This is a genomic window from Nannocystis bainbridge (genome assembly GCF_028368995.1).
Lineage (GTDB): Bacteria > Myxococcota_A > Polyangia > Nannocystales > Nannocystaceae > Nannocystis > Nannocystis bainbridge.
In genome coordinates this window covers 1,415,675-1,439,806 of sequence record NZ_JAQNDL010000003.1, presented here as the reverse complement: position 1 = coordinate 1,439,806, position 24,132 = coordinate 1,415,675, and the positions used below count along the sequence as shown (strand labels likewise).

The window sequence follows — 24,132 nt, the reverse complement described above, 5'->3', positions numbered from 1 at the left end:
GCGCGCGGCATGGGATCACTTGGCGGGCGCGGCGGCGGGCTCGGACTTGGCGGCGGAGCTGGCGACGCCGTCCTGGCCCAGGATCTGGAACTCGACGGCCGGGCGGTCCTTCATCTCGGTGGTGAGGTTGCCGCGCTCGTAGCCCTTGCTGACCAGCTTGAAGCTGCCGCCCTCGGTGACGTTGAAGCTGTGGGTCTGCGGCGACTTGAAGGTGTAGCCGCGCAGGTAGGTGAAGACGCCGTAGCCCTGGCCCTGGTAGGTGAGCTCGACGCGGGCCTCGTGCGGGCCGGGCGGCAAGGTGCCGTCGAACACGAGGATCTCGTCCTCGGCGTCGAGGCCGCCCGATTCGTCGCTGCGGGCGAAGATCTGCGCGCCGTCGAGGGTGTAGACGATCCGCACCAGGCGGAAGCCGACGCCCATGAGGTTGCGGTGGGCGAGCACGACGCGGCCGCCAGCGGCGACGCCCGCCATGACGGTGTCGCGAAGGACAGCCAGGCGCGCCTTGCTGCGGAAGATCTTGTCCTTGAGGCTGTTGACCTCGGCCTCGATGCCGTCGAGGCGGTCGCCGTAGAGGTCCGAGGTGCGCGCGCTGGCGGCAGGGTCCTCGCCGAGCAGGCCGCCGGTGTTGGTGGCGGCGGTCGGGGTCGGCGTCTGCGCGGCCGTCTGGGTCGGTGCCGGATCGGCAGACGCAGGCGCCGCGGCCGGGGCGGCGGCCGCCTTCTTCGGGGCGGGAGCGGCGTGGGCCCAGGTGGCCCCGCCGGCGAGGGCGAGGACCAGAGCAGCAACAGAGAGCCGGCGCGACGGCGAGGCGACCATCACAGACAGGCTACCAAGGCGCGTAATTCTGAGCCAGTCGGCGGACAATTCGTGGGCTCCGTGGGTGCTTGCAGGGTGAGGGCGGGATCGAACCAGCGGCGACCGCGCTCGAGAAATTGCTGGGGCCACGCGAGCCGGGTCGACTGCACGGCTTTCAACCATTGAAGTGGCCGGCTCGCGGCGAACTTGGCGGAGGCGTGCTTCGGTTTGCTGCATCTGCACGCGCGCTCGGGTGCTCGCTCGTCGCGTTCGCGAGTCGCAGCGAGACAGGCCGCGCTGCGTGAGTCGGACGAGGGGGCGCTCGGCGATGTCGCCGTGCCGATGGCTGCGGCGTGCTAGGAGCGAGCGGCTGCTTGCGGTGCGCGCGATCTCGGGGCGGCGAGGGAGACTCGGCGTGTCTGGAGCATGACGGGGCCGCCGGCCGCGGATAGCGAGTGCGCGACCGCGAAGGCGGCCCCGCGTGCTTTGATCTTGTCGGGGCCAGCCGGCCGCGGATGTAGCGAGTGCGCGGGCGAGAAGGCGGCTTCGGCGTGCTCTCGAAGATGTCGGAGCCAGCCGGCCGCGGATGGGCGTGGGCGAAAGCGAGTGCGCGGGCGAGAAGGCGGCCCAGGCGTGCTTCGGACGTGTCGGGGTCAGCCGACCCGCGGATGGGCTCGGGTGGAGCGAGTGCGCGGTGGCGGAGGCGGCTCACCGTGCTTCGGACATGTCGGGGCAACCGGACGCGGATGCGCGCGGGTGGAGCGAGTGGGCGGCCGCGAGGGCTGCCCCTTGGACATGTCGAACGGGACATGCCACATGGGACATGTCGATCGGGACATGCCCGTGAGGACATGTCCCGAACGCCATCGTCATCGCCAAAAAAAACAGCGCGCGACCGCGGCGGGGGCCGGGGTCGCGCGCGGGCGTCGGGACCGGAGGGGGCTCAGCGCGCGGCGGCGGCGAGCGCCTCGGCGCGATCGGTGCGCTCCCAGGTGAAGTCCGGCTCGCTGCGGCCGAAGTGGCCGTAGGCGGCGGTCTGGGCGTAGATCGGGCGCAGCAGGTCGAGCTCCTGGATCAGCTTGGCCGGGCGGGCGTCGAAGTGGGCCTCGACGATCTGGGCCAGCTTCTCGTCGGGCAGCTTGCCGGTGCCGAAGGTGTCGACGGCGATGCTGACGGGGCGGGCGACGCCGATCGCGTAGGCCAGCTGGATCTCGGCGCGGCTGCACAGGCGCGAGGCGACCAGGTTCTTGGCGATGTAGCGGGCGTAGTAGGCGGCGCTGCGGTCGACCTTCGACGGGTCCTTGCCCGAGAAGGCGCCGCCGCCGTGGCGACCCATGCCGCCGTAGGTGTCGACGATGATCTTGCGGCCGGTGAGGCCGCTGTCGCCCATCGGCCCGCCGACGACGAAGCGGCCGGTCGGGTTGATGTGGAACTTGGTCTTGGCGTCGAGCAGGTCGGCGGGGACGACCTTCTTGATCACGCTCTCCATCACGAACTCGCGCAGGTTGGCCTGGGAGACCTCGGCGCTGTGCTGCGTGCTGATGACGACGGTGTCGACGCGGGTCGGGCGGCCGCCGTCGTACTCGACGGTGACCTGGCTCTTGCCGTCGGGGCGGAGGAAGCTGTTCTTGTCGGCGCGGCGGGCCTCGGTGAGCTGACGGGTCAGCTTGTGCGCGAGGCTGATCGGCATCGGCATCAGCTCGTCGGTCTCGGTGCACGCGTAACCGAACATCATGCCCTGGTCGCCGGCGCCCTGCTCCTTCTGGCTGTCCTCGTCGACGCCCATGGCGATGTCCGGGCTCTGACCCTCGATGGCGACGAGCACGCCGCAGCTGTCGGCGTCGAAGCCCATGTCGGAGCTCGTGTAGCCGATGGTGCGGACAGTGGCGCGGACGATCCGCGGGATGTCGACGTAGGTGCTGGTGGTGATCTCGCCGGCGACGTTCACGTAGCCCGTCTTCACCAGCGACTCACAAGCGACGCGTGCGCGGGGGTCCTGGGCGAGGATCGCGTCCAAGATCGAGTCGCTGATCTTGTCGCACATCTTGTCGGGGTGACCTTCGGTTACGGACTCACTGGTGAACAGTCGGCTTGCCATTTTGACTCTCGGTGGCGGAACAGCGGTTGACGTAAGGATTGGCACCCGCGGGCGCGGCGCGAGCATATGCGCGCCTTTTGCGCAGGGCAAGCGCTTTGCGGCCCATTCGCGACGATCTCACGCGGGATGAGCCCGCCGATCACGCAGGTGGCGTCAAACCCTCACACGCGCACGCGAGGGCGTCACGGTGCTCCAGCCGTGCCCCAGGCGGTCGGCTCGGGCACGAGGCGCAGGTCGAGCGTGAAGGCAGGATCGCGTTCGCTGTGGAGCGGGAGCTCGATGAACAAGTAAGGCGCCACGCCGGCGGCGCGGCGGGCCGCGAGGCGATCCAGCACGATCCGGGCCGGGGCGCCGGTGCCGGCCGCGCAGGCGACTTCGTCGGCGGCGAGGCAGCCGGGCGAGCGCACGGCGAGGCCGATGTCCGGACGGCTGACCGTGATCTCGAGCGCCCGCGCCGGGGGCACCACCGGCAGATCCAACTGCAGGACCCGCTCGCGCAGACCGGCGCCGCCGCAGCTGCTGGCGTGCGCGTCGGTCTGCGGCAGGGCGGGGTCGATCACCAGAGCGCCCTCGCCGGCGGGGCTCAGCACGACCGGCGTGCGCAGGGCGGTGCTGCAGGTGTCGCCGGGCAGGGTGGTGCACTCGGGCGGCTGGGCCGGGGCGCTCGTCATGCACAGGGTGCCGGCGACGCAGCGCCCGCGCGAGGCCGGCTCGCACACGTCGCCGGCCGCGAGCACGCGGACGAGGCCGATGTCGAGGTCGTAGCTCAGCGGGTCGACGGCGTCGTCGGGGGCTGGCTTTTGTTTCAGGTCCGAAAAGACAGCCGCGTCGACGCCGATGGCGAGGCGCAGGACGGTGCCGGCGGCGAGGTCGGGCAGCTCGAGCGGGCCGTCGGCGGCGCAGGTGATCTCGCGTCCTCCGAGGCAGTCGTCGGGGGCGAGCGAGAGGCGCGGGGCGAAGCCGACGCCGTGGGCGGCGACGCGGAGGTCGGCCCGCACCGGGACCTCGACGCGGAAGAACGCGTCCGGGCCGGCGCCGCCGCACACGCCGCCGATCGGCTCGTCGACCTTCATTTCGCGCAGGTTGCCGCGATAACGCCCCTGCGACACCAGCAGGGCCTCGTCGCAAGCGTCGGCGGGGGCGGGCGCCTCGGCCCACACCCCGGTGCTGCTGCTGTCGCCCGTGCCGGCGCCCTCGGTCGCGCCGGGGCCGGGGGCGGTGCAGGCCGCGTGCGCGAGCGTGAGCGCGAGCCCCACCGCGCGTGCAGGCGCGAGGACGCGAGCTGGACAGTACGCGGCGGGCGACATCTGCGCAGAAGGCAGGATAACCAAGAACCGGGCGAGTTTCACTTCCGTCAGGGGCGTGAGCGCTGTACCTTGCGAGCGATGCGAGACCTCGGCTTTCGCACGCTCGACCTCCGCGGCGGGGGTAGAGCCGAGGACCAGGCGACCTGGAGGAGCCTCTGCTCCCGCGCGGCGGGGCTCGAAGGCGAGGCCGATGCGGCTGCGCGCGCAATCATCGCCGACGTGCGGGCGCGCGGCGACGCGGCGGTGTGCGAGCTGACGAGCCGGTTCGAGCAGCGCACGCTGACGCCCGAGCAGTTCGAGATCTCCCGCGAGGCGCGGGCCGAGGCGGCGGCGCGCGTGTCGCCCGACCTGCGCGCCGCCCTCGTCACCGCGGCCCGCGGGATCCGGGTGTTCCACGAGACCCAGGCCCACGGCGACACCGGGCTCGAGATCGAAGATGTCTCTTTGTACAGCCGGGTCGCGCCGCTGCGCCGCGTCGCCGTGTATGCGCCCGGCGGCACCGCGGCCTATCCGTCGTCGGTGCTGATGGCCGGGATCCCGGCCAAGGTCGCCGGCGTGCCCGAGGTGATCCTGGTGACGCCGCGCGCGCCCGACGTGGTGCTGCTGGCGGCCGAGATCGCCGAGGTCGACCGCGTGTTCCAGATCGGCGGGGCGCAGGCGATCGCCGCGCTGGCGCTGGGGACCGCGACGGTGCCGCGCGTCGACAAGATCGTCGGGCCCGGCAACGCCTACGTGACCGCGGCCAAGCGCCAGGTGTTCGGGCTGTGTGCGATCGACGGGATCGCCGGGCCGAGCGAGATCGTGGTGATGGCCGACGCGGCCGCCGACCCCGAGCTGATCGCCGCCGACCTGATCGCCCAGGCCGAGCACGACGTGCTCGCGTGCGCGATCCTCGTGACCGACGACGAGGCGCTGGTGCCCCGCGTGACCGCGGCGCTGGCGCGACAGCTGGGCGACCTGCCGCGGGCCGAGATCGCCTCGCAGGCGCTGCGCGAGCACGGCGCGGCGGTGGTGGTCGACGACCTCGCGGCGATGGTCGCGGCCGTCAACGCCTACGCGCCCGAGCACGTCGAGCTGCTGGTGGCCGAGGCCGACGAGGTGGCGCGGCAGATCGTCAGCGCGGGGGCGATCTTCGTCGGCGCGTTCACGCCCGAGGCCGCCGGCGACTACACGGCCGGGCCCAGCCACGTGCTGCCGACGGCCGGCGCGGCCCGCTTCGCCTCACCGCTCGGGGTGTGGGACTTCGTCAAGCACACCAGCGTGCTGCGGCTCGGCCGCGCCGCGCTGGCCGCCCAGGCGCCGGCGATCGCTCGCTTGGCCCGCGCCGAGGGGCTCGAGGGGCACGCTCGCGCGGCCGAGTTACGCCTGCGCGAAACGACATAGCACTTAAGACATGACCCGGAGGACATGTTCATGACGACATCTGAATGGACCCGCCACCTGCGGCCTGCGCTCGCGGGTCTCGACGTATATGACATCGAGCCAGTGCCGGCCAAGGCACGCCTTGCGTCCAACGAGCTGGCCGAGCCGTGGCCGATGGAGGTGATGCAGGAGATCGGCAAGCGGGTGGCGCAGATCGAGCTGGCCCGCTATCCCGACACGTCGGGGCGCAAGCTGCGGGCGCTGCTGGCCCAGCGCCACGGGGTCGACCCGGAGGCGGTGGTGATCGGCTGCGGCAGCGACGAGATCATCGGCTTCCTGCTGACCGCGCTGGGCGGACGGCCGAGCGAGCCGAGCTTCCTCGTCGTGCCGACGCCGACCTTCCACATGTACGGCCACGCGGCGCGCTGCCGCGGGATCGGCGTGCTCGAGGTGCCTCTCACCGAGGAGCTCGAGCTCGACGAGCCGCTGCTGCACGAGGCGCTCGACGTCGCCACTGGCGCGGCGCTGTGTTTCCTGGCCCGGCCGAACAACCCGACCAGCAGCCTGTGGGACGCGGCGGTGATCGAGCGGCTGATCGCGCAGCACCCGGGGACGGTGTTCGTGCTCGACGAGGCGTACATCTCGTACGCGCCGGGGGCGTCGCTGTGGCGCGCGGGCCTGCCCGACAACGTGGTCTACATGTCGACGCTGTCGAAGATCGGGCTGGCGGCGCTGCGGGTCGGCTACTGCGTGGCCCCGCCGGCGCTGCGGCGGCCGCTCAACGTGGTCCGCAACCCGTACAACGTGTCGGCCACCAGCCAGGCGATCGCCGAGCTGGTGCTGACCAAGTTCGAGGGCGTGCAGAAGGCGATGCTGACCCGCAGCCTGGCGGCGCGGCAGAAGCTGGTCGGGATCCTCGGCAAGATCCCCAAGGCCAAGCTCTTCCCCGCCTCCGCCAACTTCGCGGTCGTCCGCCTCGACCCGCCCGGCGAGGCCACTCGCGTCGCTCTGGAGCTGGCCCAGCGCGGGGTCCTGGTCAAGGACGCCTCGGGCCTGCCGCGCCTGGGCGGCTGCCTGCGCGTCGGCGTCGGCACGAACGCCGAGCTCGACGTGCTGGCCAAGGCGCTCGCCGAGGTGATCCCCGGCTACGGCGCGGCGACCTGACGCTCCCAGAGCGGACATGGTGAAAGGGACATGCCCTCGTGGGCATGTCCCTTCGTGCATGGTGCGAGGGACATGTCGCGGGTGACATGTCCCAAGAGCGAGCCGTCAGCGACGGCGGCGGCGCAGCGGGCCGAGCAGGAACGAGTAGAGGGCGATGCCGGCGAGGCCGAGGCCGGACACGCCGGCCAGCCACTTCGGGTAGCTGGTGTGCGGGCGGCCGGTGACGGTGTACCACTCGGCGCCGTCGCTCGGCAGCTTGACCCCGTCGAACGAGTAGTCCTCGTCGAAGTCCTCGGCGCACACGTAAAGCCAGCGGGTGTGGCCGGTGATGTCGGTGGCCTCGACGTGGCACTGGCCGTAGGTCTGGTGCATGCTCGCGCTGACGTGGTCCTCGGGCGTGAAGGTCGCCATGATCACGGCCAGGCTTGTGAAGTAGAGGACCACCGCGGCGTGGAGGATCCGGTCGGCGCGGCGCGGCTCGGCCGGGTCGGCGCGCCTGGCTCCGCGCCAGATCAGCAGGCCGTACAGGGCGATCACGGTGACGAGGCCGATCGGCCCCGGGACGCCGCCGTCGAGCTGCTGGAGGACGTTGAGCTGCAGCATCATCAGCAGCGTGCTGAGGCCGCACACCAGCGCGAGGCCCTTGGCGACCGTCTTGCCGGCCACGGCGGGGTCGCGGTCGGTGGCTTTGCCGAGCAGCCACGAGAAGGCGGCGACGAAGGTGATGACCCACATGGTGCTGCCGATCGGCGCGCCGAGCAGTCGGCTGGCGATCGGGGCGTCGCTGTCGTGCCAGGTCCACCACAGGAACTTGGCGCCGGTGATGTCATAGGGGGCGTAGAACAGGCTGCCGGCGAGGCCGGTGAGGGCGGCGCGGGCCAGCGGCGGCAGGCCGAGGCGCCACACCGACACCGTCGGGAAGTACATGAAGCAGACGTAGACGCAGGGGATGTACAGCGGCAGCCGCGGCGTGATCATGATCGTCGACTGCGCCTGCCAGAAGTTGTCGACCAGCGGCAGGGCCATGAAGATCATGTCGTTGGCGGTGCCGGCCAGCAGCGCGCCGAACCACGCGAGCAGGTGCTTGCGCCGCTCGGCGCCCTGCTTCCACGCGTGGGTGAACGCCAGGGCGGCGCAGGCGTAGAACAGGTACTCGCCGAGCAGGAACGACGGCATCGTCGCCCACTTGTCGGCGGGGTTGGTGAAGACGTGCCAGGGCAGGTGCGGGGCGAGGTCCCAGGGAGCGTGCATGCGAGGTCGATCGGGGCGCGGGAGGTCGTCGAGGCGAGGCGGCGAGCGGGCCGCGTCGGGGTCATTTGTACGTGACGAATTCGTCTTCGGTGGTTCCGCCCGATCCACGGCCGCCGTAGACGTCGGCGCCGTAGCGGCGGTTCTTGCGGCGGAGGGTGCCGTGGAGGCGGTCCCACAGCAGCAGGCACTGGCCGAAGTTGCAGTGGAAGTGGGCGTGGTGGTCGTCGTGGAAGCTGGTCGGGCCCTGCCACGGCCAGCGCGAGCTCAGCTTCACGCCCGAGTGGTCGATGATGTTGAACACCAGGATGTAGACGAACACCGCGATCGCCGTGAGGAAGTAGATCGGCAGGAACAGCATCGGCAAGAAGGTGACCGCCTGGAAGGTCAAGAACTCGGCCGGGTGCATCGCCGTGACGACGAACGGGGTGGTGGCGACGTAGCGGTGGTGCCACGCGTGGACGTGGCGGAACACCCGCTTGTGGTGCATCGCCCGGTGGGCGTAGTAGGCCAGCAGGTCGACCAGCAGGAAGAAGGCGGCGCTGCTGAAGAGGAACCACGCCCAGCCGCGCTCGGCGAAGTCGAAGTAGAGGCCGGTCGGCAGGCCGCGGTCGAGGCACCAGATGAAGGTGCCCGACAGCAGCCCGCCGATCGTCATGTTCATGGTCGTCAGCCGCATCGCCTGGCGCTGCTGCTCGGGCCGTAGCCAGCGCCGGGGCTGGCACTTCCAGGTCTCGGGCTCGTGGCGGCGGAGGACGTAGTAGCGGACGTGGTAGTAGCCGGCGACGCCCCAGACGATGACGAGGCCGCCGACGATCGACCAGAACGCGAGGGCCAGCCAGCGCAGGAGCTCGTCCATGTTCAGACCGCGGCCTCGAGCGGGAACAGGCGCTGCATCTTCATCGCCAGGCGCACGGGGCCGCGCAGGCGCCCGCGGCCGGTCGAGAAGGCGCGAGCGCCGTTGAGCTCGCCGTTGATCATGAGCAGGTAGTCGTCGGCCGACATCTCGATGGTGATCGTCGGCGCCGGGTGGGTGCCGGCGACGCGCTGGACGTTGCCGTCCTTGATCTCGGCGAAGTAGGTGCAGGCCTTGTCGCCGGTGAGCACCCACTGGATGACGGCCGTCAGGTCGCCGGCGGCGGCCGGGTTGAAGCGCTTCTCGAGGCTGTCGAAGTAGTCGCCGACCGAGGCGAACTTGCTGGTGGCGGCGACGGCTCGCGGCTTGCGGGGGCCGAGGTCGATCAGGTGGGCGTCGAGGCCGGCGTCGTTGTTGCTGCCGCTGTTGTTGTCGCCGTTGCCGTTGGCGGCCGGGGCCTGGGCCAGGTTGCGCAGCCAGCCCTTGAGCTTGGCGATCGCGGTGACGGGCGCGGCCAGCGGTTGCGCGGCAGCGGCGGCGGCGGGCTGCGCGGGGGCGGCCTCGGGGTAGTCGTAGAACTGGCGGCACCAGCGGCGGTAGCGACCGATCGGGCCGTCTCCGCCGGCGAGCATCGGCTTGTCGAGGTAGGCCTTGTTCTCCCAGATCGGGAAGTCCTTGGGGAAGTCGGCCAAGAACGCCCGGTAAAAGATGTCCTCGATCTCGCGGGTGTAGCCCTCGTCCGCCATCTGCCGGATGTTGCTGACGCCGAAGATCGCGATCGTGTCCTCGTCGATCGGGGTCGGGTAGATCCGCTGGCGCGTTTGCATGTCCGAGGTAAGCACGGTGGTCGACGAGACGATGTGGCCGATGCCGTACAGCTTGACGTCGAGCTGGACGTCGTTGAACTCGTCGGGCATGTCGATCGGCGCGCCCGAGGCCTCCATCTGGAGGACGACGCGCATGAAGTGGCCCTCCTGCTCGACCGAGAGCACGTCGGTGCGGCCGACGTGGTGGACCGGGCCGAGGTGCGAGCAGTCGACGGTGTTCTCGGCGACCTCCTGCGGGTGCGAGCGCACGACCCATCGCACGGTCTTGTTGCCGGTCCAGCCCTCCTCGTCGAGCACCGGGACCTCGTAGGCCGGGGCTTCGCCCTTGGGGCAGTACCAGGCCAGGATCACGCCGTTCTGCTCGCGGATGTGCCAGGTCTTGACCGCGGCCTTGGCCGGGATCTTCGGCGCGTACGGGACGTCGACGACGACGCCGTCGGTGCGGAAGCCCCAGTCGTGGAACGGGCAGCGCAGGCACTCACCCTTGACGTGGCCGCCGCCGAGGTGGGCGCCGAGGTGCGGGCAGGTCTTGTCGACCGCCGACAGCACGCCCGACTCGGTGCGGAACACGACGATGTCCTCCGCGAAGTAACGGAGGGTCTTGACCTGCCCGGGAGCGATGTCCTCGGGGAAGCCGATGACGAACCAACCACGCGGAAACGAAGGGAAAGGAAAGCGAGCGCCCACGGCCGCACACGGTAGCGGCGCGTGTCTCGCGAATCAATGAGGCAGAAACCTCCGGTCGGGCGCGTGGGCCCGCGCCCCCAGACACGTGACGTCCGGGTAGTTATCTGCGGGGCGCTGCCGCCCCATGTACAAAGGGCCAGGTCCCAAGAGACCTGGCCCAACATTCATGTCTGAAGAGACCGGCGCGAGCCGGCCGCCTCAAGCGCGCAGCCAGCGGGCGATCGGGCGGGCGAACGCGAGGGGCACCAGCAGCATGAGCGAGGCGAGCAGGGCGAAGCCGGGGCCGTGGAGGATCAGGCTGCCGCTCGGGGTGGTGAGGAAGTAGCCGTGGGTCGGGGCGCCGAACAGGCCGAGGCCGTCGCCCAGGGCGATCGCGCCCGCGCCGGCGGCGGCGAACAGGGCCCAGGTGCGGCGACGGATCAGGCCGACCAGGGCGGCGACGCCGAGGCCGAGCGCCGTCAGGTGCAGGGCGTCCTGCCGCGGGGCGAGGGTGAAGAGGATGAGGAAGGGCAGCGACATGCCCGCCGACTTGATCGAGCGGCGGAGCAGGATCAGCGACTCCTCCTGGAAGTTGTAACGCTCGACGCAGGCCTCGCTCCGCTCGTAGCGGGCGGCCATGCCCTCACCGCCGAGGAACAGCGCGACCAGGACGTGCGAGATGCCGAACACCAGCAGCGACGGCTCGGGCCCCGTCTGCGGCAGCGCCAGCAGCGAGAAGGCCCCGAACTGGCCGAGGCCGATGGCAAACCACCGGGCCCAGAACCACTCGGCGGCGACGCCGACGAAGGCGACCCCGTAGACCGCGGCCAGGGCGGCGTAGCAGGCGTACAGGTCCTCCGGGCCCACCAGGGCGACGAGCAGGAAATTCCAGAAGTAGAGGCTCAGCAGGAGGAGGGAGATCGCGCGTCGAATGCCGAGAAACATGGTGGAGTGTCGCAAGCCTACGCCCGCCGCGGGGCCCGTGCAACGACGGCGGAGCCCGCGCGGGCCGCCCCGGTGGCACAGGGGCCCCAAACCGGCCTCGGGCGAGGATGGGAAAGGATGGCCCTTCGGACAGGTTCGCCGCGGGGCGCGCGGTCGCGCGGGCAGCGAGGGGCCAGGCGGGGGCGGCCCGGCGGGCTCGACCGGGCCGGCGATCGAGGCGCCGCGGTCCGGGGCGGGGTGAGGTCATGACGAGACATGACCCTTCGGGCATGTCCGAAGGTGCATGTGACAGCAGCTGGCGAGGGGCCTCGAAGACCACGAGCTCGTGGGCGAGAACTCGACGCCGCGCGGATTGATTCGCAGCGAGTTCGCGGGGTGTCGATCGACGCCGCGCCGTGATTCTAGCGAGTCCGCCGGGCGGCGATCGCCGGGACGCGACGATCGCAGCGCGACCGTGGATGGCGAGATTCGCCGCCCGCGTCGTGGGGCCAGACGTCGACGACCGCGCAGGCGGGGGCCGGCGCGGTCGTCAGAGGGCCTCGGTGAGGCTCACTGGCAGGACAGGTGGACGTCGACGATCTCGCCGACGCTCTCGCGGCCGAGGGCGTCGCGGTAGGTGAAGGCGGCGCGTTCGATCTCGCAGTTGGAGCGGCCGTCGCAGCGCGAGTCGTTGCGGTAGGTGAGGCCGATGGCGACGATGCCGGCGGAGGTGATGGGGGTCAGCTCCCACGCGGTCGAGCGGCGGTCGGCGTCGTGGTCGGCCCACAGGAGGAGGCGGGCGAAGGCGGGGTCGCTGGCGGAGATCTTGCCGTCGCGATCCTGGTCGAGCTCGGCGAGGGCGGTGAAGCCGTTGTCGGCCAGGCCGCCGGCGCGCAGGACGGTGGCGCTGCCGAACAGCTCGCGGCCGGCCTCGATGGCGCCGGAGCTGTCGCGGTCGAAGGCGAGCCACGGGGTGGTGGCGGTCGGCCAGTCGGTGGCGCCGCAGGCCGGGCCGAGGTCGAAGTCGGCGGCCGAGCTGGCGTAACGGACCGGGTCGGCGCCGAAGTTGAGGACGAGCGGGGTGGTGGTGCCGCCCTCGTCGCAGGTGTCGACCCACTCGGGCACGCCGTCGGCCCGCAGCTCGCAGGTGTTGCAGCCCTGCTCCTCACCGGGCTGGCAGACGGGGGCGGCGAGGCAGGGGCCCCAGAAGTACTTGGCGTCGGGCACGGCGAAGTCGGTGCTGCAGAACTGGGTGCCGCCCTCGCAGGTCCGGGCGTCGCCGACGATCTCCGGGGTGCAGACGGCCTCCTCGACGTTACCAGTGGTGGTGCCCTCGCCCTCGGTGCCGGTGCCGGTGCCCTCGGTCGGGTCCCCGGGGCTCGCGGTGCCCTCGGTGCCGTCGCTGTCGGTGCCGTCGCTGTCGGTGCCCTCGCTGGCAGCGATGTTGCCGGTGTCGTCGCCCGGCTCGGGCTTGCTGTCACAGGCGAGCAGGGCGGGGGCGAGCAGGAGCGAGGCGACGGTGAGGACGGTGCGGGTCATGCCCGGCCCCTAAGCGAGGCTCGTGCCATGGCGGGATCATTGAGAAATTGTCCCAGGGCCGGATCGCAGGCGCATGGAGCCTGACAGGGCTGTCGTGCGTGCAGTTCGCGAGCGCGGCCGGCATGACGCAGGAGCCCGGGCGGACAGGTGGGGGCAGCCGAGGTCGAGCTCGCACGAGGGCGAAGTTGCTCGAGAAGGAAGCTGCGGCTCGAGTCGAGGATGCAGTGATTCCGCCGAGCTCGGCACGGAGGCAGCGAGCGAGCTCGCTCGCAATGCCGCGAGCACGATGCGCCGGGCGAGGGGCTCGCGGAGGCGGCGGGTTCGTGACGAGCGGGCTCGCGATGCTGCGAGCACGATGCGCGGGGCGAGGAAACTCTTCGAAGCCGCGGGTCCGCAATTCGAGCGATGCGGGCGAGCTCGGGGGAGGAGCTCGCCGCGGCGGTGGATCACCGCTTGATCGGCAGGAGGGCGCGGAGGCGAGGGTCGCGGAGGTAGAGGCCGGCCCAGGCGATGACGCCGAGGATCACGGGGAACAAGATCTTGCCGAGCTCGTCGCCGCCGCGGACGTGCACGTCGACGGCGCCGCCGAGGTAGCCGGTCACGAGGATCGCGCCGAGGACGGCGGTGGCCGGGATGGCGTAGAGGATGGTGGCGACCAGCTCGATGATGCCGAGCTTCAGCAGCGCGCCGTCGGGGTAGCCCATCGCCTTGAAGCCGGCGACGGCCTCGGGGTTGGAGCCGAGCTTGGCCGACGCGCTGAAGAGCAGCATGGCGACCGGGAGGACGGAGAGGGCGATGCCGACGCGTCGCGGCCAGGGGCTGGAGGCTTGGGGCTCTGTCATGGCTCGAGCAGCTTGACCAGCGAGCGCCGGCCGCACAAGAAGGCACACGCGTGTGACCACGCCTCAGGGGCCGAATTCCGCCAGCTCGCCGCCCTCGACGACGGCGACGCCCGGCGGGAGCTCGAAGTGCTTGACGGCGCGGCGGACTGCGTCTCCGTCGGCGGCGCGGCGCAGGCGGACCTCGACGGAGGCGGTGGGCTGGCGATCGATTCGCTCGAGCGGGCCGCCCGCGGAGGCCTGCATCTGGACCAGGTCGGCGAGCGGGACCGGGCCGGTCGGCGCGCCGACGTAAAGCTCGCGCACCAGCGGGTCGATGGGACCTGTTCGATCGACCAGGTCGATGTCGACCGGGAGCCGGGAGCCGCGGCCCACGAACGGAGGATGGAGGGTGACGGGTCCGAGGGCGAGGCGGACGACGGCGACGGCGGCGGTGAGCGGGACGCCGCGGGCGGCCAGGACGTCGCGGCGCAGCTCGACGGTCTGCGAGGCGGGGCCGGGCGCGCGGACCCGCAGGCCGGTGAGGCCGGGCAAGCCGGCGATGCGCTCGCCGAGGCGATGGGCCACGTCGGCGCGCAGCCCGGGATCGGCGCCCTGCACGGCCAGGCTCACGGCGTGGTCGGCGGCGAGCCGCGGGGCGACCACGGCGACCCGTGAATCACCTGCGCATTTGGACAGGGCCCTCCGGACATGTTCGATGGGGAAGGTCGTGGTGACGCCGGCCAGCAGGCGGACCCGCGCGAGCGGCCCGGCCGGGTCGGGCGCGGCGACGGTGAGGGCCCACGCGGGCAGGTCGGGGACGGCGGCGAGACAGCCGGCGAGCGCGCTGCCGAGGTCGTCGCGCGGCCGCAGCTCGGCGGTGAGGACGGCCAGCTCGGCGCCCCCGGCCGGGACGGGGTCGGCGAAGAGATCGGCGGTGGGCGAGACGAGGTCGACGGCGTGCGGGCGAGCGCGGGCGGCGACGTCAGATGGATCGGCGCCGGGCTGGGTGGCGGCGAGCACGAGGGCGACGGGGCCGCGGGCGCCGTAGGCCCGGCACGCGGGCGGACGCGGGCCGTCCTGCAGCGCGGCGACGTCGCGGAGCTGCAGGGCGCCGGCGATCGGTCGGCTGGCGAGGCGCTCCAACGCGGCCGGGTCGTCGTCGGCGAGGGCGGCGGTGACGGCGGCGACGAGCGCGTCGAGCGGGACGCCGGCGAGGCGGGTGCGATCGAGGAGGACGGCGGTGCGAGGCTCGCCGACGCCGCAGAGTTCGACGCGGCCGACGCCCGCGGTCCGCTCGAGCGCGCTCTGAACGGCGCCGGCGTGCTCGGGGCGGGTGACGAGCGCCAGCGCCGGCACGACGCCGTCGAGGCGGGTGAGCGCCGGGGCCTCGGCGGCGGGCGGCAAGGACGGGAGGACGCCGGTGACGGCGTCGCGCACGGCCTCGATCGCGCCGGCGTGGGTGAGGGTGGCGACGACCTCGACGCGGCCGGTGTCGCTGCGGGTGTGGAGCCGCCGGACCGCCGGCAGGCGGGCGAGCGCGGCCTCGATCGGCTGGGCGACTTCGGCGTCGAGCTCGGAGGCGCCGCCGCCAGGGGTGACGACCTCGACGCGGACCTGGACCGGCGGGGCGGACGGCGCGGGCTCGGACGTCGGGGCCGGGGGCGGGGCGGTGCAGGCGGAGAGGATCAGGATGGCCTGGAGGACATGGTCGAAGCGACAGGGCCTTCGCGCCATGTCCATACGGTCAGCCTTCGACGGCCTCGTCGGTGATGGCGAGGCCGCGGTCGATGATGGCGAAGCCCTCGCGCAGCTCGGCCTCGGTGATCGAGAGCGGCGGGTTGCACATCAGGGTCCACCAGTGCGAGATGGTGAACAGGCCCTCTTGCTTGAAGAAGGCCATCATGCGGTCGATGGCCGGGTGCGAGCCGTTGTAGGGGGCCATGCGGGTGCCCTGGCGGTCTTTCTGCAGCTCGATGGCGCCGAACAGGCCGATGGCCCGGAAGTCGCGGACGCTCGGGTGCCTGGCCTTGAGGGCGGCCATCTCGGCGAGCATGACGTGCTGCATGCGGGCGGCGTTGCCGACCATGTCCTCCTCGAGCATGACGTCGAGCACGGCCTCGGCGACGGCGAGGCAGAACGGGTGGGCGTTGTAGGTGAGGCCGCCCCAGAACACGTTGTCGCGGAAGTGGGCGGCGATCTTGTCGGTCACGCCCATGGCCCCGAGCGGGACGTACGAGGACGTGAGGCCCTTGGCCATGGTGAGGATGTCGGGCTGGGCGCCGAAGTGCTCGAAGGCGAACAGCTTGCCGGTGCGACCGAAGCCGCACATGACCTCGTCGCACACGAGGAGGATGCCGTACTTGTCGAGCAGGGCGCGCAGGCCGGCCAGCCAGCCCTCGGGCGGCGGCTGGATGCCGTTGGTGCCGATGACGGTCTCGACGAACATCGCCGCGATCGTGTGCGGGCCCTCGTACTGGATGATCTCCTCGAGGTAGCGCAGGTGATTCGCGGTGCGCTCGGCGTCAGTGTTGCCGAAGCTGAAGTCGTAGGGGATCGGGTCCATGACGCGGACGAAGCCGGACGCGCCGGGCTCGTTGGCCCAGCGGCGCGGGTCGCCCGTCATCTGCATGGCGGCGTGGGTGGCCCCGTGGTAGCTGCGGTAGCGGCTGAGGATCTTGTGGCGGCCGGTGTAGAGGCGGGCGGCCTTGATCGCGTTCTCGTTGGCCTCGGCGCCGCCGAGGGTGAAGAAGAACGAGTTGATGTCGCCGGGCACGAGCTCGGCCAGGCGCTGGCCCAGGCGCGCGCGCACGGGGGTGGCGGCGCTCGGGGCGGCGAACAGCATGTGGCCGTCGATGGCGTCCTTCATCCGCGCCAGCACCTTGGGGTGGCTGTGGCCGATGTTGACGCTCATGAGCTGGCTGTTGAAGTCGAGGTAGCGCTTGCCCTCGGGGGTGTAGAGGTACACGCCCTCGGCCCGCTCGAACGCGAGCGGCTGCAGCGGGCCGCTCTTCGACCACGACCACATGGTGTGTTGCTTGCAGAGTTCGACGATGGTGCGGCTGTCCATGGCGGAGATCCTCGGGGGCTCGGAGGGCTGCTCGGACATGTCCCTCAGGACATCCAGGTGGCGTCCTTGCTGAGCTGCCAGCGGGTGGTCAGCTTGCGCGCGCGGGTCCAGAAGCGCAGGCCGTCCCAGCCGGTCAGGTCGCCGGCGCCGAACAGCGACTGGTTCCAGCCGCCGAACGAGAACGGCTCGCGCGGGACGGGCACGCCGATGTTGACGCCGCACATGCCGGCCTCGAAGCGCTCGATGCAGTAGCGGGCGACGGCGCCGTTCTGGGTGAAGATCGAGGCGGCGTTGCCGTAGGTGCTGGCGTTCTCGATGGCGATCGCCTCGTCGACGGTGCGGGCGCGGATGATGGAGAGGACGGGGCCGAAGATCTCCTCGCAGCCGGCCGGCATGTCGGGGCTGACGTGGTCGAGGATCGTCGGGCCGACCCAGTGGCCGACGCCGCCGGGGCCCCTGGCGCCGCGGCCGTCGAGCAGGATCTTGGCCCCGCGCCGCTCGGCGTCGGCGATGTAGTGGGTGATGCGCTCGACGGCGCCGCCGTGGATGACGGGGCCCATGTCCTCGCCGAGGCGCAGCTTCTTGGCGTGGGCGACGATGGCGTCGACGATCGGATCGACGTCGCCGACGGCGATCATCAGCGAGGCGGCCATGCAGCGCTGGCCGGCGCAGCCGTAGGCGGAGGCGACGACGGTGGTGCTGGTCAGCTCGAGGTCGGCGTCGGGCACGACGAGCAAGTGGTTCTTGGCCCCGCCGAGGCACAGGGCCCGCTTGCCGGCGGCGGCGCTGCGCGAGTAGACGGCCTTGGCGACGCGGGTGCTGCCGACGAAGCCGACGGCCTTGATGTCAGGATGGTCGGCGATGGCCTCGACGGCGGGCTGGCCGCCGTTGACGGTGTTGAACACGCCGGCGGGCAGACCTGCCTCTTGGAGCAGCTGGGCGAGCTTCATCGCGCCGTAGGGGACGACCTCGGACGGCTTGAGGATGAAGGTGTTCCCGGACACGAGCGCCTGCGGCAGCATCCACAGCGGGACCATGATCGGGAAGTTGAACGGGACGATGCCGGCGCACACGCCGAGCGGCTCGTAGGTGATGCTGCAGTTGATGCCGCGGCTGACGTCGAGCTGCTCGCCGGCGACCATGTTCTGCAGGCTGATGCCGTACTCGAGGCACTCGATGCCCTTGAGCACGTCGGCCCGCGCCTCGGCGATGACCTTGCCGTTCTCGTGCGAGACGAGCCAGGCGAGCTCCTCGAGGTCGCGCTCGAGCAGGGCCTTGAGGCGGAACAGGACCTGGACCCGCTCCTTGAGCGGGGTGTCGCGCCAGCCGGGGAAGGCGGCCTTGGCGGCCTCGACGGCGCGGGCGACGTCGGCGGCGCCGGACATGGCGACGTGGCCGAAGGTCTTGCCGTGGCGCGGGTTGTCGATCGGCAAGCTGTCGCCGGCGGCGGCGGGGGTAAACTCGCCGCCGATCCAGTTGTTGCACGGGACGTAGGGCGTAAAGTCGTAGCTGCGGGCGGGGAAGCGCAGGTCGTTCGTCATGGCGCGGCTCAAGCCGAGGGATATCGCAGGCGACGGCGCGGCGGAAGGGGGCCCGGCGGCGAGGCGGGGCGCGAAACGAGGATCTGCGCGGCAATCGGCGGGGCGGGGCGGCAGAGCGGCGAGCCGGCGGCGGAAATTCTGCGGGGCGGGGGCGGCGGAGCGGGGGAAAACTGCCGGCGGGGGCGGCGGCGCGGGGACCGGCGAGGCGGGGTTCGGCAGTCGGGGTCTGCGGCGAGTGCGTCGGCGCGATGATTCTCGCGGGGATGCAGATCGAGGAGGATGGAGATGGTCTTCGGGACAGGTTGATTTCGCCGCGCGACCGTCTGCGCGAGCGTCGAGCGGGCGGTGTCCGGGGCTCACGCGCCGCGACGACGGGGTTTGCATGAGGCGCGGTGCTTCGCGGTCGCGCGCGATCGAGCCCCGGGCTCGGTGGGGCTGGGCTATGGTCGGCCATGTTCGTGCGATCGCTGGTCTTCGTGCTCACCTCCTGCGCCCTCGCGGCGTGCAGCGACGAAGGTCGCCCGGACAGCGGCGGCGCCTCGGCGACGACGACGGCGTCGACGACCAGCAACACGGCGAGCACGACGGCCGAACCGCCGACTTCGAGCTCGACCACCGGCGAGGCGACCGGAACCGGCACGAGCGACTCGACGACCTCGACCGGCGAGGTGCCGACGGGGACCTCGGCGGTGACCTCGACGACGACGACGAGCTCGACGAGCACCACCGAGCCGGCGACGAGCACCACCGAGCCGAACTTCTGCGACCCGCAAGCGGTGACCGACACGGTGGCGTTCACCTACGTCAAGAAGTTCGACACCGGGCTGCCCGACAAGGTGCTGCAGGCGTCGTTCTACAACGGCGACGCGGACGAGGTCATGATCATGTCGTTCAGCGGCAAGGCGCGCCGCTTCAGCACCGACGGCACGCCGAAGGGCGAGGTGTTCGACGTGCCGGCCGAGGCGCTGCCGCAGCTCGACGGGGCGACGTACGATGCGAAGCTGCAGCGCGGGCTGCTCATCAACCAGAGCTGCGTGCTCAACGAGGTCGACCCGGTGACGCTGGCGCCGCTCGAGCCGCCGCAGCAGCTCGGGTTCGGCATGAGCGTCTGCGCCGGGCTGGCGCTCGGCCTCGACGACAACCTCTATATCGCCAGCTACGGGACGAACGAGCTGGTGGTGCTGTCACGCGACGGGCTCAGCGAGGTCCGCCGCGTCGACATGCCCGGGCAGGTCGGCCTGACCGGCTTCGACGGGATCGCGCTGATCGCCGGCAGCGAGAATTTTTTGGTGATGAGCACCGCCCCGGACGCCCGCGCGGCGATCATCGATCCGCTCGGCGGAGTGGTGGCCCCGGCGACCAAGCTGGGCCTGGGCGAGGCGCCGCTGCTGGGCGGGGCGCCGATGCTGCCGGACGCGGTCCTGACCCTGTGCGGCAACGGCCACGCGTGGCTGTGCGAGGCCTACGACGCGACCTGCTTCGACTACGCGCCGGACGACGGGGACAAGGACGCGTGCGCTTGCCTGATCCCGCAGTGACGAGGTGAACTTTAAGACATGTCTCGAAGATCATGCCAGGCGTGCGTGGATGATCTTGGGGACATGTCTTGAAGGTCATGGCACGCGCGCGCCTCGGGGAGACGAGGCGCCGCGAGATCGCTAGCTCTCGCAGCTCTGCGCCTCGGGGACGCAGACCTGCAGCTCCTCGCCCAGGCCCTCCACGAGGCAGTCGAAGCGCTCGCGGCCGGTCGGCAGGGCCAGGCAATCGTCGAAGTAGGTGGGCTCGGCGAGGGCGTGGCGGGTGTCGGGGCCCCAGTAGCTGCAAAGGTCAGCGCCGCCGGAGCGGGTGACGATCGCGCTGCCGTCGGCCTGGACGTAGATGGTGGTGCCGTACGCGTACTGGCCGAGGCTCTCGCGCACGAACCAGGAGACCTTGCCGGCTTCGCGGTCACGCAGAGCCTCGAGGGTGCACTGCAGGGCGGCCTCGTCGTTGACGGGGTGGGCGGGATCGCAGGCGGGCTCCTCGCAGTCGAGGCCGACGCCAGGGCACAGCTCGGCGCCACAGCTGGCCTCGTCGGCGAGGCAGGCGCACTCGGGGGCGAGCGGCTCGCCGTCGGTGTCGGTGCCGGGCGCCTCGGTGGGGTCGGTGCCGGTGGTGCCGTCGGTGCCGGTGGTGCCGTCGGTGCCGCTGGCCTCGGTGACGCCGGTGGTGTCGGTGGCACTGGTGTCGCTGTCGCCCCCGCAGGCGAACAGGACCAGGCTCAGGGCGCAGGCGAATCGGGGTAATCGCATGCGGCGGAAGGTGACACGGCGAGCACGGGCGAACAAGTCGCGGTTCCGGGGGCGAGGGGCGGGGCGGCGAAGGATGAAGCTGCGAATCGCGGGGCCGACGGGCGGGGAAGCAGATAATGTGTCCGAATGGACAGGTGGTCTGAGCGGTCGTCAGCGGTGCGGGGGTCGGCGTGGTTTTTTTCATGTCGCGGCGACTGTCAGTTCTCGCCGTTCGGCGGCAAGAGGGCGGTCATGCGGATGTCGGCGTCGGCCGGGCGGCCTGCTTGCGGTGGCGCGGACCCGGGCGCCGCGATTCGACGGCGGTCACAGGCGCTCGCTCGCATGCGGTGTCGCAAGGGCGATCATCGACTGCTCGGGTCCGCTTGAGGCCGGTGCGGGCTCGGTGGCCGCGACCTCGACGATGGTGGCGAGCGCTCGCGGACTGCCGAGATGTCGCGTAGGTCGCTCGCATGACATGTCATGGACGACATGTCGTGAAGGACATATGAAGAGAGACCGGGCCCGGCGGGTGGCGGCCGCGCACGCGGGGTCCGGCGCGCGCTGGCGCGGGCGCGAGGAGGGAGGCCCCGGGGAGCGCGAGGGAGCCACGTTGGGGCGCGAGACCCGGGTCACGCTCGTGGCATGGCGATCTTCAAATTTCTGATCGTGGGAGCGATGGTCGTGCTTGGCGGAGCTCCAGCCGGGGCCGCAACCCCGCCGACGCTCCCGCCCGCGGCGCTGCCGAGCCCGCCGGCGTCCGACGACGAATTGCTGGGGGTGCTGGCGACCATCCACGCGGTGAGCCGCGAGGCGGCCGCGCCGGGGCGTACGCGCGGGACGAGCCGCGAGGTGCGAGCGCTGGCCGAGACGATCACGCGCCACGCGGCGGCGGGGCAGCGGCGGCTGCGAGCGTTGAGCGTGCAGACGGGGCTGCGAGCGAGCGGCGGTGATACGAGCGACGGGCTGCGCTTCGCGGCCCGGCGGGCGCTGGCAGAGCTGCCGGCCGAGCCCCGCGGGGCCGGGTTCGACGAGATCTGGCTCAAGGGACAGATCGAGGCGCTGATGCTGGGGATCGGGGCAGTCAACAACGAGGCGCGACCGTACGCGCAGGCACCAGGGCTGCGCGCGGAGCTGGTGACGGTGGTCGAGCAGGCAGCCGCCGATCTGGCGGCGGCCGAGGCCCTGCGCGCGGCGCTGGCCGGGTCGACGCGGTCAGGCGAATCGGCGCTGGTCCGCGGCGGCGGGCAGTGACGGCAGGTCGAGCGCGGACGAGGGGTTGTCCGGGTGGCTGCGGTCGGCGTCGCCGGGCGTGACGAGGTGATCCGCGACGTCCGACAACGAGGACGGACCGCCAGCGGAACATCGTTGCCGATGCACGCGAGGTCGTCCGGCGGCGAGACGCGAGCGGCGGCAGAGCCCGGCCGCCGCGAAAAACCCTGCGATCGGGGTCGTGGGCGCGGCCGCGGCGATCGTGCGATGCTCGGCGCGGCTGCGACCCTTGCGGCGTCGCGCCCTCTTCACCCCCAGGAGAATGTCATGACCCTGTCGTTCAAGCTCTCGCTGGCCGCGCTGTTCGTCGCGGCTTCCGTCACCTCCGCCTGCTCGGGCGGCGCCGACGACTCTCTGTGTGCCAAGGCGGCCGGTCCGCTGGCGGGCATCGTCCTCCTCGAGGCCAAGGAGACCGGCGATTCGCCCGAGATCATGAAGACGCTGAAGTCGGAGGTGGCCGCCGAGTGCCAGGCGCAGAAGCTCGAGGAGAAGCACAAGGACGTGCTCGAGTGCTACGACAAGAACCGCTCGGCGATGGGCTACCGGATCTTCAAGTCGTGCGCCGAGGAGCCGGGCAAGACGCTGATCGCGGCGGTGGTGGCCAAGCACGGCGGCAAGAAGCCGGAGTGAGGCGCGCGTGAGCGCTCGCAAGGGGCAGTCGCCGCGAGGTGGCTGCCCGCTCGCGTTCGGGGTGACATGTCCCGAGGGACATGCTGTCTGGAAGACCGTTTCTCACTCGAGCGCGAAGGACCCGAGTCGACCGTCGACGAGCAGCACCGCGACCGAGCCCATGAGCGCTCCAGCGGGCCGGCGCAGCTTGCCGTCCTTCGCGGGCGGGAGGTCGAGGCGACGCAGCGGACCTGCGGCCGCGGCGTCGCGGACCCACGCGGCGTCGAGCTGCAGCGCCAGGACCCAGTCGGGCGAGACGTCGCCGTCGGAGAGGTGCTCGTGCTTCGGATCGGCCGGCGCGGGCAACTCGAGGCGACGCGCCGGGACCAGCGGATCGGGCAGGGCAGCCGGCAGCGCCCACACGACGGCGCCGTCGGGGGTCGGCCGCTGGAACCCGAGGAACAGCTCCGCTCCGGCGAACGCCAGCGCGGTGACCGGGCCGGGGAGCGCCCGCGTGCCGGCGAGCGCGTAGCCGCCGGCGGGCCCGCGACGGTAGAGCGCGAGCGCTGGTTTGTCGGCGGCGTCTTGATAGGCGACCGCGAGATCGGCCGCGTCCGCGGACAGGTCCATCGCCGGCTCGAGCATCAGCGTGCTGCCCGCAGGCAGGGCGATCGGCTGCCCCTGCCAGTCGTCGTTCGCACGCGTGTAGTGCCACAGGCGATCGTGGCCGTCGGCGGTCAGCAGCACGTCGCCGCGGCGCAGGGCCGGCCGACCGAAGGCGATGTCGGCGTCGGTCGGGCTCTCGAGCTCCGTCGTGTTCGTCCACGCACCGTCGACCAGCGTGGCCACGGCGATGCCGTGCGAGCCGCCCTGATACTCGACGCGGGTCAGCGAGACGTGCGCGCCTCCGGAGGTCGCCGCGACGCCGAGCCACGCGCCGGAGCCCGTGAGATCGTGGCCTGCCGGGACTGTCGGCGGCCAGGGCACGCTCCACGGCTGCTCCCACCGCCATTGCCCGTCGCGCCAGCGCCCGGCGTGGACGCGCATCGGGTGCCCGGCCTCGGGGACGTCGGCGAGGAACAGCATGTCGTCGGTCGCCGCGATGTCGACGATCCGCCCCGGTAACGGCGCCCACGACCCGGACAGCAGGTCGCCCTGTCGCGCCGCCTGGCGGCCATCGATCTTCGCCGGCGCCGCGTCGACCTCGCGCCGCTGCTCGCCGGCCGAACATCCTGCGAGCGCCAGCGCGGTGGCGACGGCCTGGGGGGCGGTGGTCCGCGTCATCGGTCGCACGCTACCCAGACGCGCGGCTCGGAGGCAACCAGGCCCAAATCAGGGCCTGGAGGCCATGCACGGCGAATTCGGGCGCGCGTCGAGGTCGAGGATGGGCGGCATGGACAGGTTCGGGCGCAATCGGATCGCCGCGCCACGGACAACCCGGTCTCGCCTTGAAGGTCGGCCAGAAGATCGGGCGCTGCAGGCGCTCAAGGCGGGAGGGCTGGACACGATGTGGGTTCTCCCTCGGCGCACCAGGCGCGAACCTGAGCCTGGGAGCACCCACGGTGATGACCGGTACCCTGGCCGGACGGTCACGCGTGATTCGGCCTCCGCCGGATCCATCACTCCAGGTGGGCCCACCTGGCCGAGCAGCATCTGCCTCTGCGGGCCTGCAGCACCTCGTCCGGCACACCGGCGAGGGGACCGTCGCGCGGGGCTACCTCCACGCGGGCAGGATGAAGATGGCGGGGATGGCGGTGGACGTGAGCACC

Annotated in this window: 19 protein-coding genes; 5 read left to right on the top strand and 14 right to left on the bottom strand. The window is 72.0% G+C overall.

Features of this window, described 5'->3' with window-relative positions; translation table 11 throughout:
• Positions 1-15: 15 nt before the first annotated feature.
• The 3 genes from POL25_RS30960 to POL25_RS30950 all read right to left on the bottom strand — a co-directional run bounded on the left by POL25_RS30960 (position 16) and on the right by POL25_RS30950 (position 4,149).
• Positions 16-816: a hypothetical protein gene (locus POL25_RS30960; RefSeq protein WP_272089871.1), complete on the bottom strand. Its 801-nt coding sequence runs from the start codon at positions 814-816 to the stop codon at positions 16-18.
• Between the two features lie 922 nt (positions 817-1,738).
• The gene (gene metK, locus POL25_RS30955; RefSeq protein WP_272089870.1) at positions 1,739-2,893 is read right to left on the bottom strand and encodes a methionine adenosyltransferase; all 1,155 of its coding nucleotides are present in this window, start codon (positions 2,891-2,893) and stop codon (positions 1,739-1,741) included.
• Positions 2,894-3,075: 182 nt separating this feature from the next.
• Positions 3,076-4,149 (bottom strand): hypothetical protein, encoded by a 1,074-nt coding sequence (locus POL25_RS30950; RefSeq protein WP_272089869.1) that lies wholly within the window; start codon positions 4,147-4,149, stop codon positions 3,076-3,078.
• Between the two features lie 129 nt (positions 4,150-4,278).
• Between POL25_RS30950 and hisD the strand changes: the two genes are divergently transcribed.
• Positions 4,279-5,583 (top strand): histidinol dehydrogenase, encoded by a 1,305-nt coding sequence (gene hisD / locus POL25_RS30945; protein ID WP_272089868.1) that lies wholly within the window; start codon positions 4,279-4,281, stop codon positions 5,581-5,583.
• Positions 5,584-5,613: 30 nt separating this feature from the next.
• A complete protein-coding gene (locus POL25_RS30940; protein WP_272089867.1) occupies positions 5,614-6,726 on the top strand; it encodes a pyridoxal phosphate-dependent aminotransferase in 1,113 nt (370 codons plus the stop codon).
• 105 nt (positions 6,727-6,831) lie between these two features.
• On the opposite strand, the gene POL25_RS30935 is transcribed toward POL25_RS30940, so the two are convergent.
• The 9 genes from POL25_RS30935 to POL25_RS30895 form a co-directional block, all read right to left on the bottom strand.
• Complete coding sequence (locus POL25_RS30935; RefSeq protein ID WP_272089866.1) at positions 6,832-7,977, bottom strand: DUF7802 domain-containing protein; 1,146 nt, start codon at positions 7,975-7,977, stop codon at positions 6,832-6,834.
• A gap of 61 nt (positions 7,978-8,038) precedes the next feature.
• Complete coding sequence (locus POL25_RS30930; RefSeq protein ID WP_272089865.1) at positions 8,039-8,833, bottom strand: sterol desaturase family protein; 795 nt, start codon at positions 8,831-8,833, stop codon at positions 8,039-8,041.
• A gap of 2 nt (positions 8,834-8,835) precedes the next feature.
• Positions 8,836-10,344, bottom strand: a complete 1,509-nt coding sequence (locus POL25_RS44605; protein WP_272089864.1) for a Rieske 2Fe-2S domain-containing protein — start codon at positions 10,342-10,344, stop codon at positions 8,836-8,838.
• 198 nt (positions 10,345-10,542) lie between these two features.
• Positions 10,543-11,268, bottom strand: coding sequence for a hypothetical protein (locus POL25_RS30920; protein WP_272089863.1), 726 nt, complete (start codon positions 11,266-11,268; stop codon positions 10,543-10,545).
• Between the two features lie 549 nt (positions 11,269-11,817).
• Positions 11,818-12,786: an SPM autocatalytic domain-containing protein gene (locus POL25_RS30915; protein ID WP_272089862.1), complete on the bottom strand. Its 969-nt coding sequence runs from the start codon at positions 12,784-12,786 to the stop codon at positions 11,818-11,820.
• Positions 12,787-13,232: 446 nt separating this feature from the next.
• Positions 13,233-13,628 (bottom strand): DoxX family protein, encoded by a 396-nt coding sequence (locus tag POL25_RS30910; protein ID WP_272089861.1) that lies wholly within the window; start codon positions 13,626-13,628, stop codon positions 13,233-13,235.
• A 63-nt stretch (positions 13,629-13,691) separates the two neighbouring features.
• Positions 13,692-15,341, bottom strand: a complete 1,650-nt coding sequence (locus POL25_RS30905; RefSeq protein WP_272089860.1) for an efflux RND transporter permease subunit — start codon at positions 15,339-15,341, stop codon at positions 13,692-13,694.
• 10 nt (positions 15,342-15,351) lie between these two features.
• Positions 15,352-16,713 (bottom strand): aminotransferase class III-fold pyridoxal phosphate-dependent enzyme, encoded by a 1,362-nt coding sequence (locus tag POL25_RS30900; RefSeq protein WP_272089859.1) that lies wholly within the window; start codon positions 16,711-16,713, stop codon positions 15,352-15,354.
• Between the two features lie 5 nt (positions 16,714-16,718).
• Positions 16,719-18,215, bottom strand: a complete 1,497-nt coding sequence (locus POL25_RS30895) for a CoA-acylating methylmalonate-semialdehyde dehydrogenase (RefSeq protein WP_272089858.1) — start codon at positions 18,213-18,215, stop codon at positions 16,719-16,721.
• A gap of 452 nt (positions 18,216-18,667) precedes the next feature.
• Between POL25_RS30895 and POL25_RS30890 the strand changes: the two genes are divergently transcribed.
• Complete coding sequence (locus tag POL25_RS30890) at positions 18,668-19,753, top strand: hypothetical protein (RefSeq protein WP_272089857.1); 1,086 nt, start codon at positions 18,668-18,670, stop codon at positions 19,751-19,753.
• Positions 19,754-19,873: 120 nt separating this feature from the next.
• On the opposite strand, the gene POL25_RS30885 is transcribed toward POL25_RS30890, so the two are convergent.
• Positions 19,874-20,506 carry a hypothetical protein gene (locus POL25_RS30885; protein ID WP_272089856.1) on the bottom strand — a complete coding sequence of 211 codons (633 nt, stop codon included), beginning with the start codon at positions 20,504-20,506 and terminating at the stop codon, positions 19,874-19,876.
• A gap of 621 nt (positions 20,507-21,127) precedes the next feature.
• Here POL25_RS30885 and POL25_RS30880 point away from each other — a divergent pair.
• Together POL25_RS30880 and POL25_RS30875 are read left to right on the top strand one after the other, a co-directional pair.
• Positions 21,128-21,736: a DUF4142 domain-containing protein gene (locus POL25_RS30880; protein WP_272089855.1), complete on the top strand. Its 609-nt coding sequence runs from the start codon at positions 21,128-21,130 to the stop codon at positions 21,734-21,736.
• A gap of 285 nt (positions 21,737-22,021) precedes the next feature.
• Positions 22,022-22,384 (top strand): hypothetical protein, encoded by a 363-nt coding sequence (locus tag POL25_RS30875; protein WP_272089854.1) that lies wholly within the window; start codon positions 22,022-22,024, stop codon positions 22,382-22,384.
• A gap of 102 nt (positions 22,385-22,486) precedes the next feature.
• On the opposite strand, the gene POL25_RS30870 is transcribed toward POL25_RS30875, so the two are convergent.
• Positions 22,487-23,647, bottom strand: coding sequence for a hypothetical protein (locus tag POL25_RS30870; RefSeq protein ID WP_272089853.1), 1,161 nt, complete (start codon positions 23,645-23,647; stop codon positions 22,487-22,489).
• Positions 23,648-24,132 lie beyond the last annotated feature (485 nt).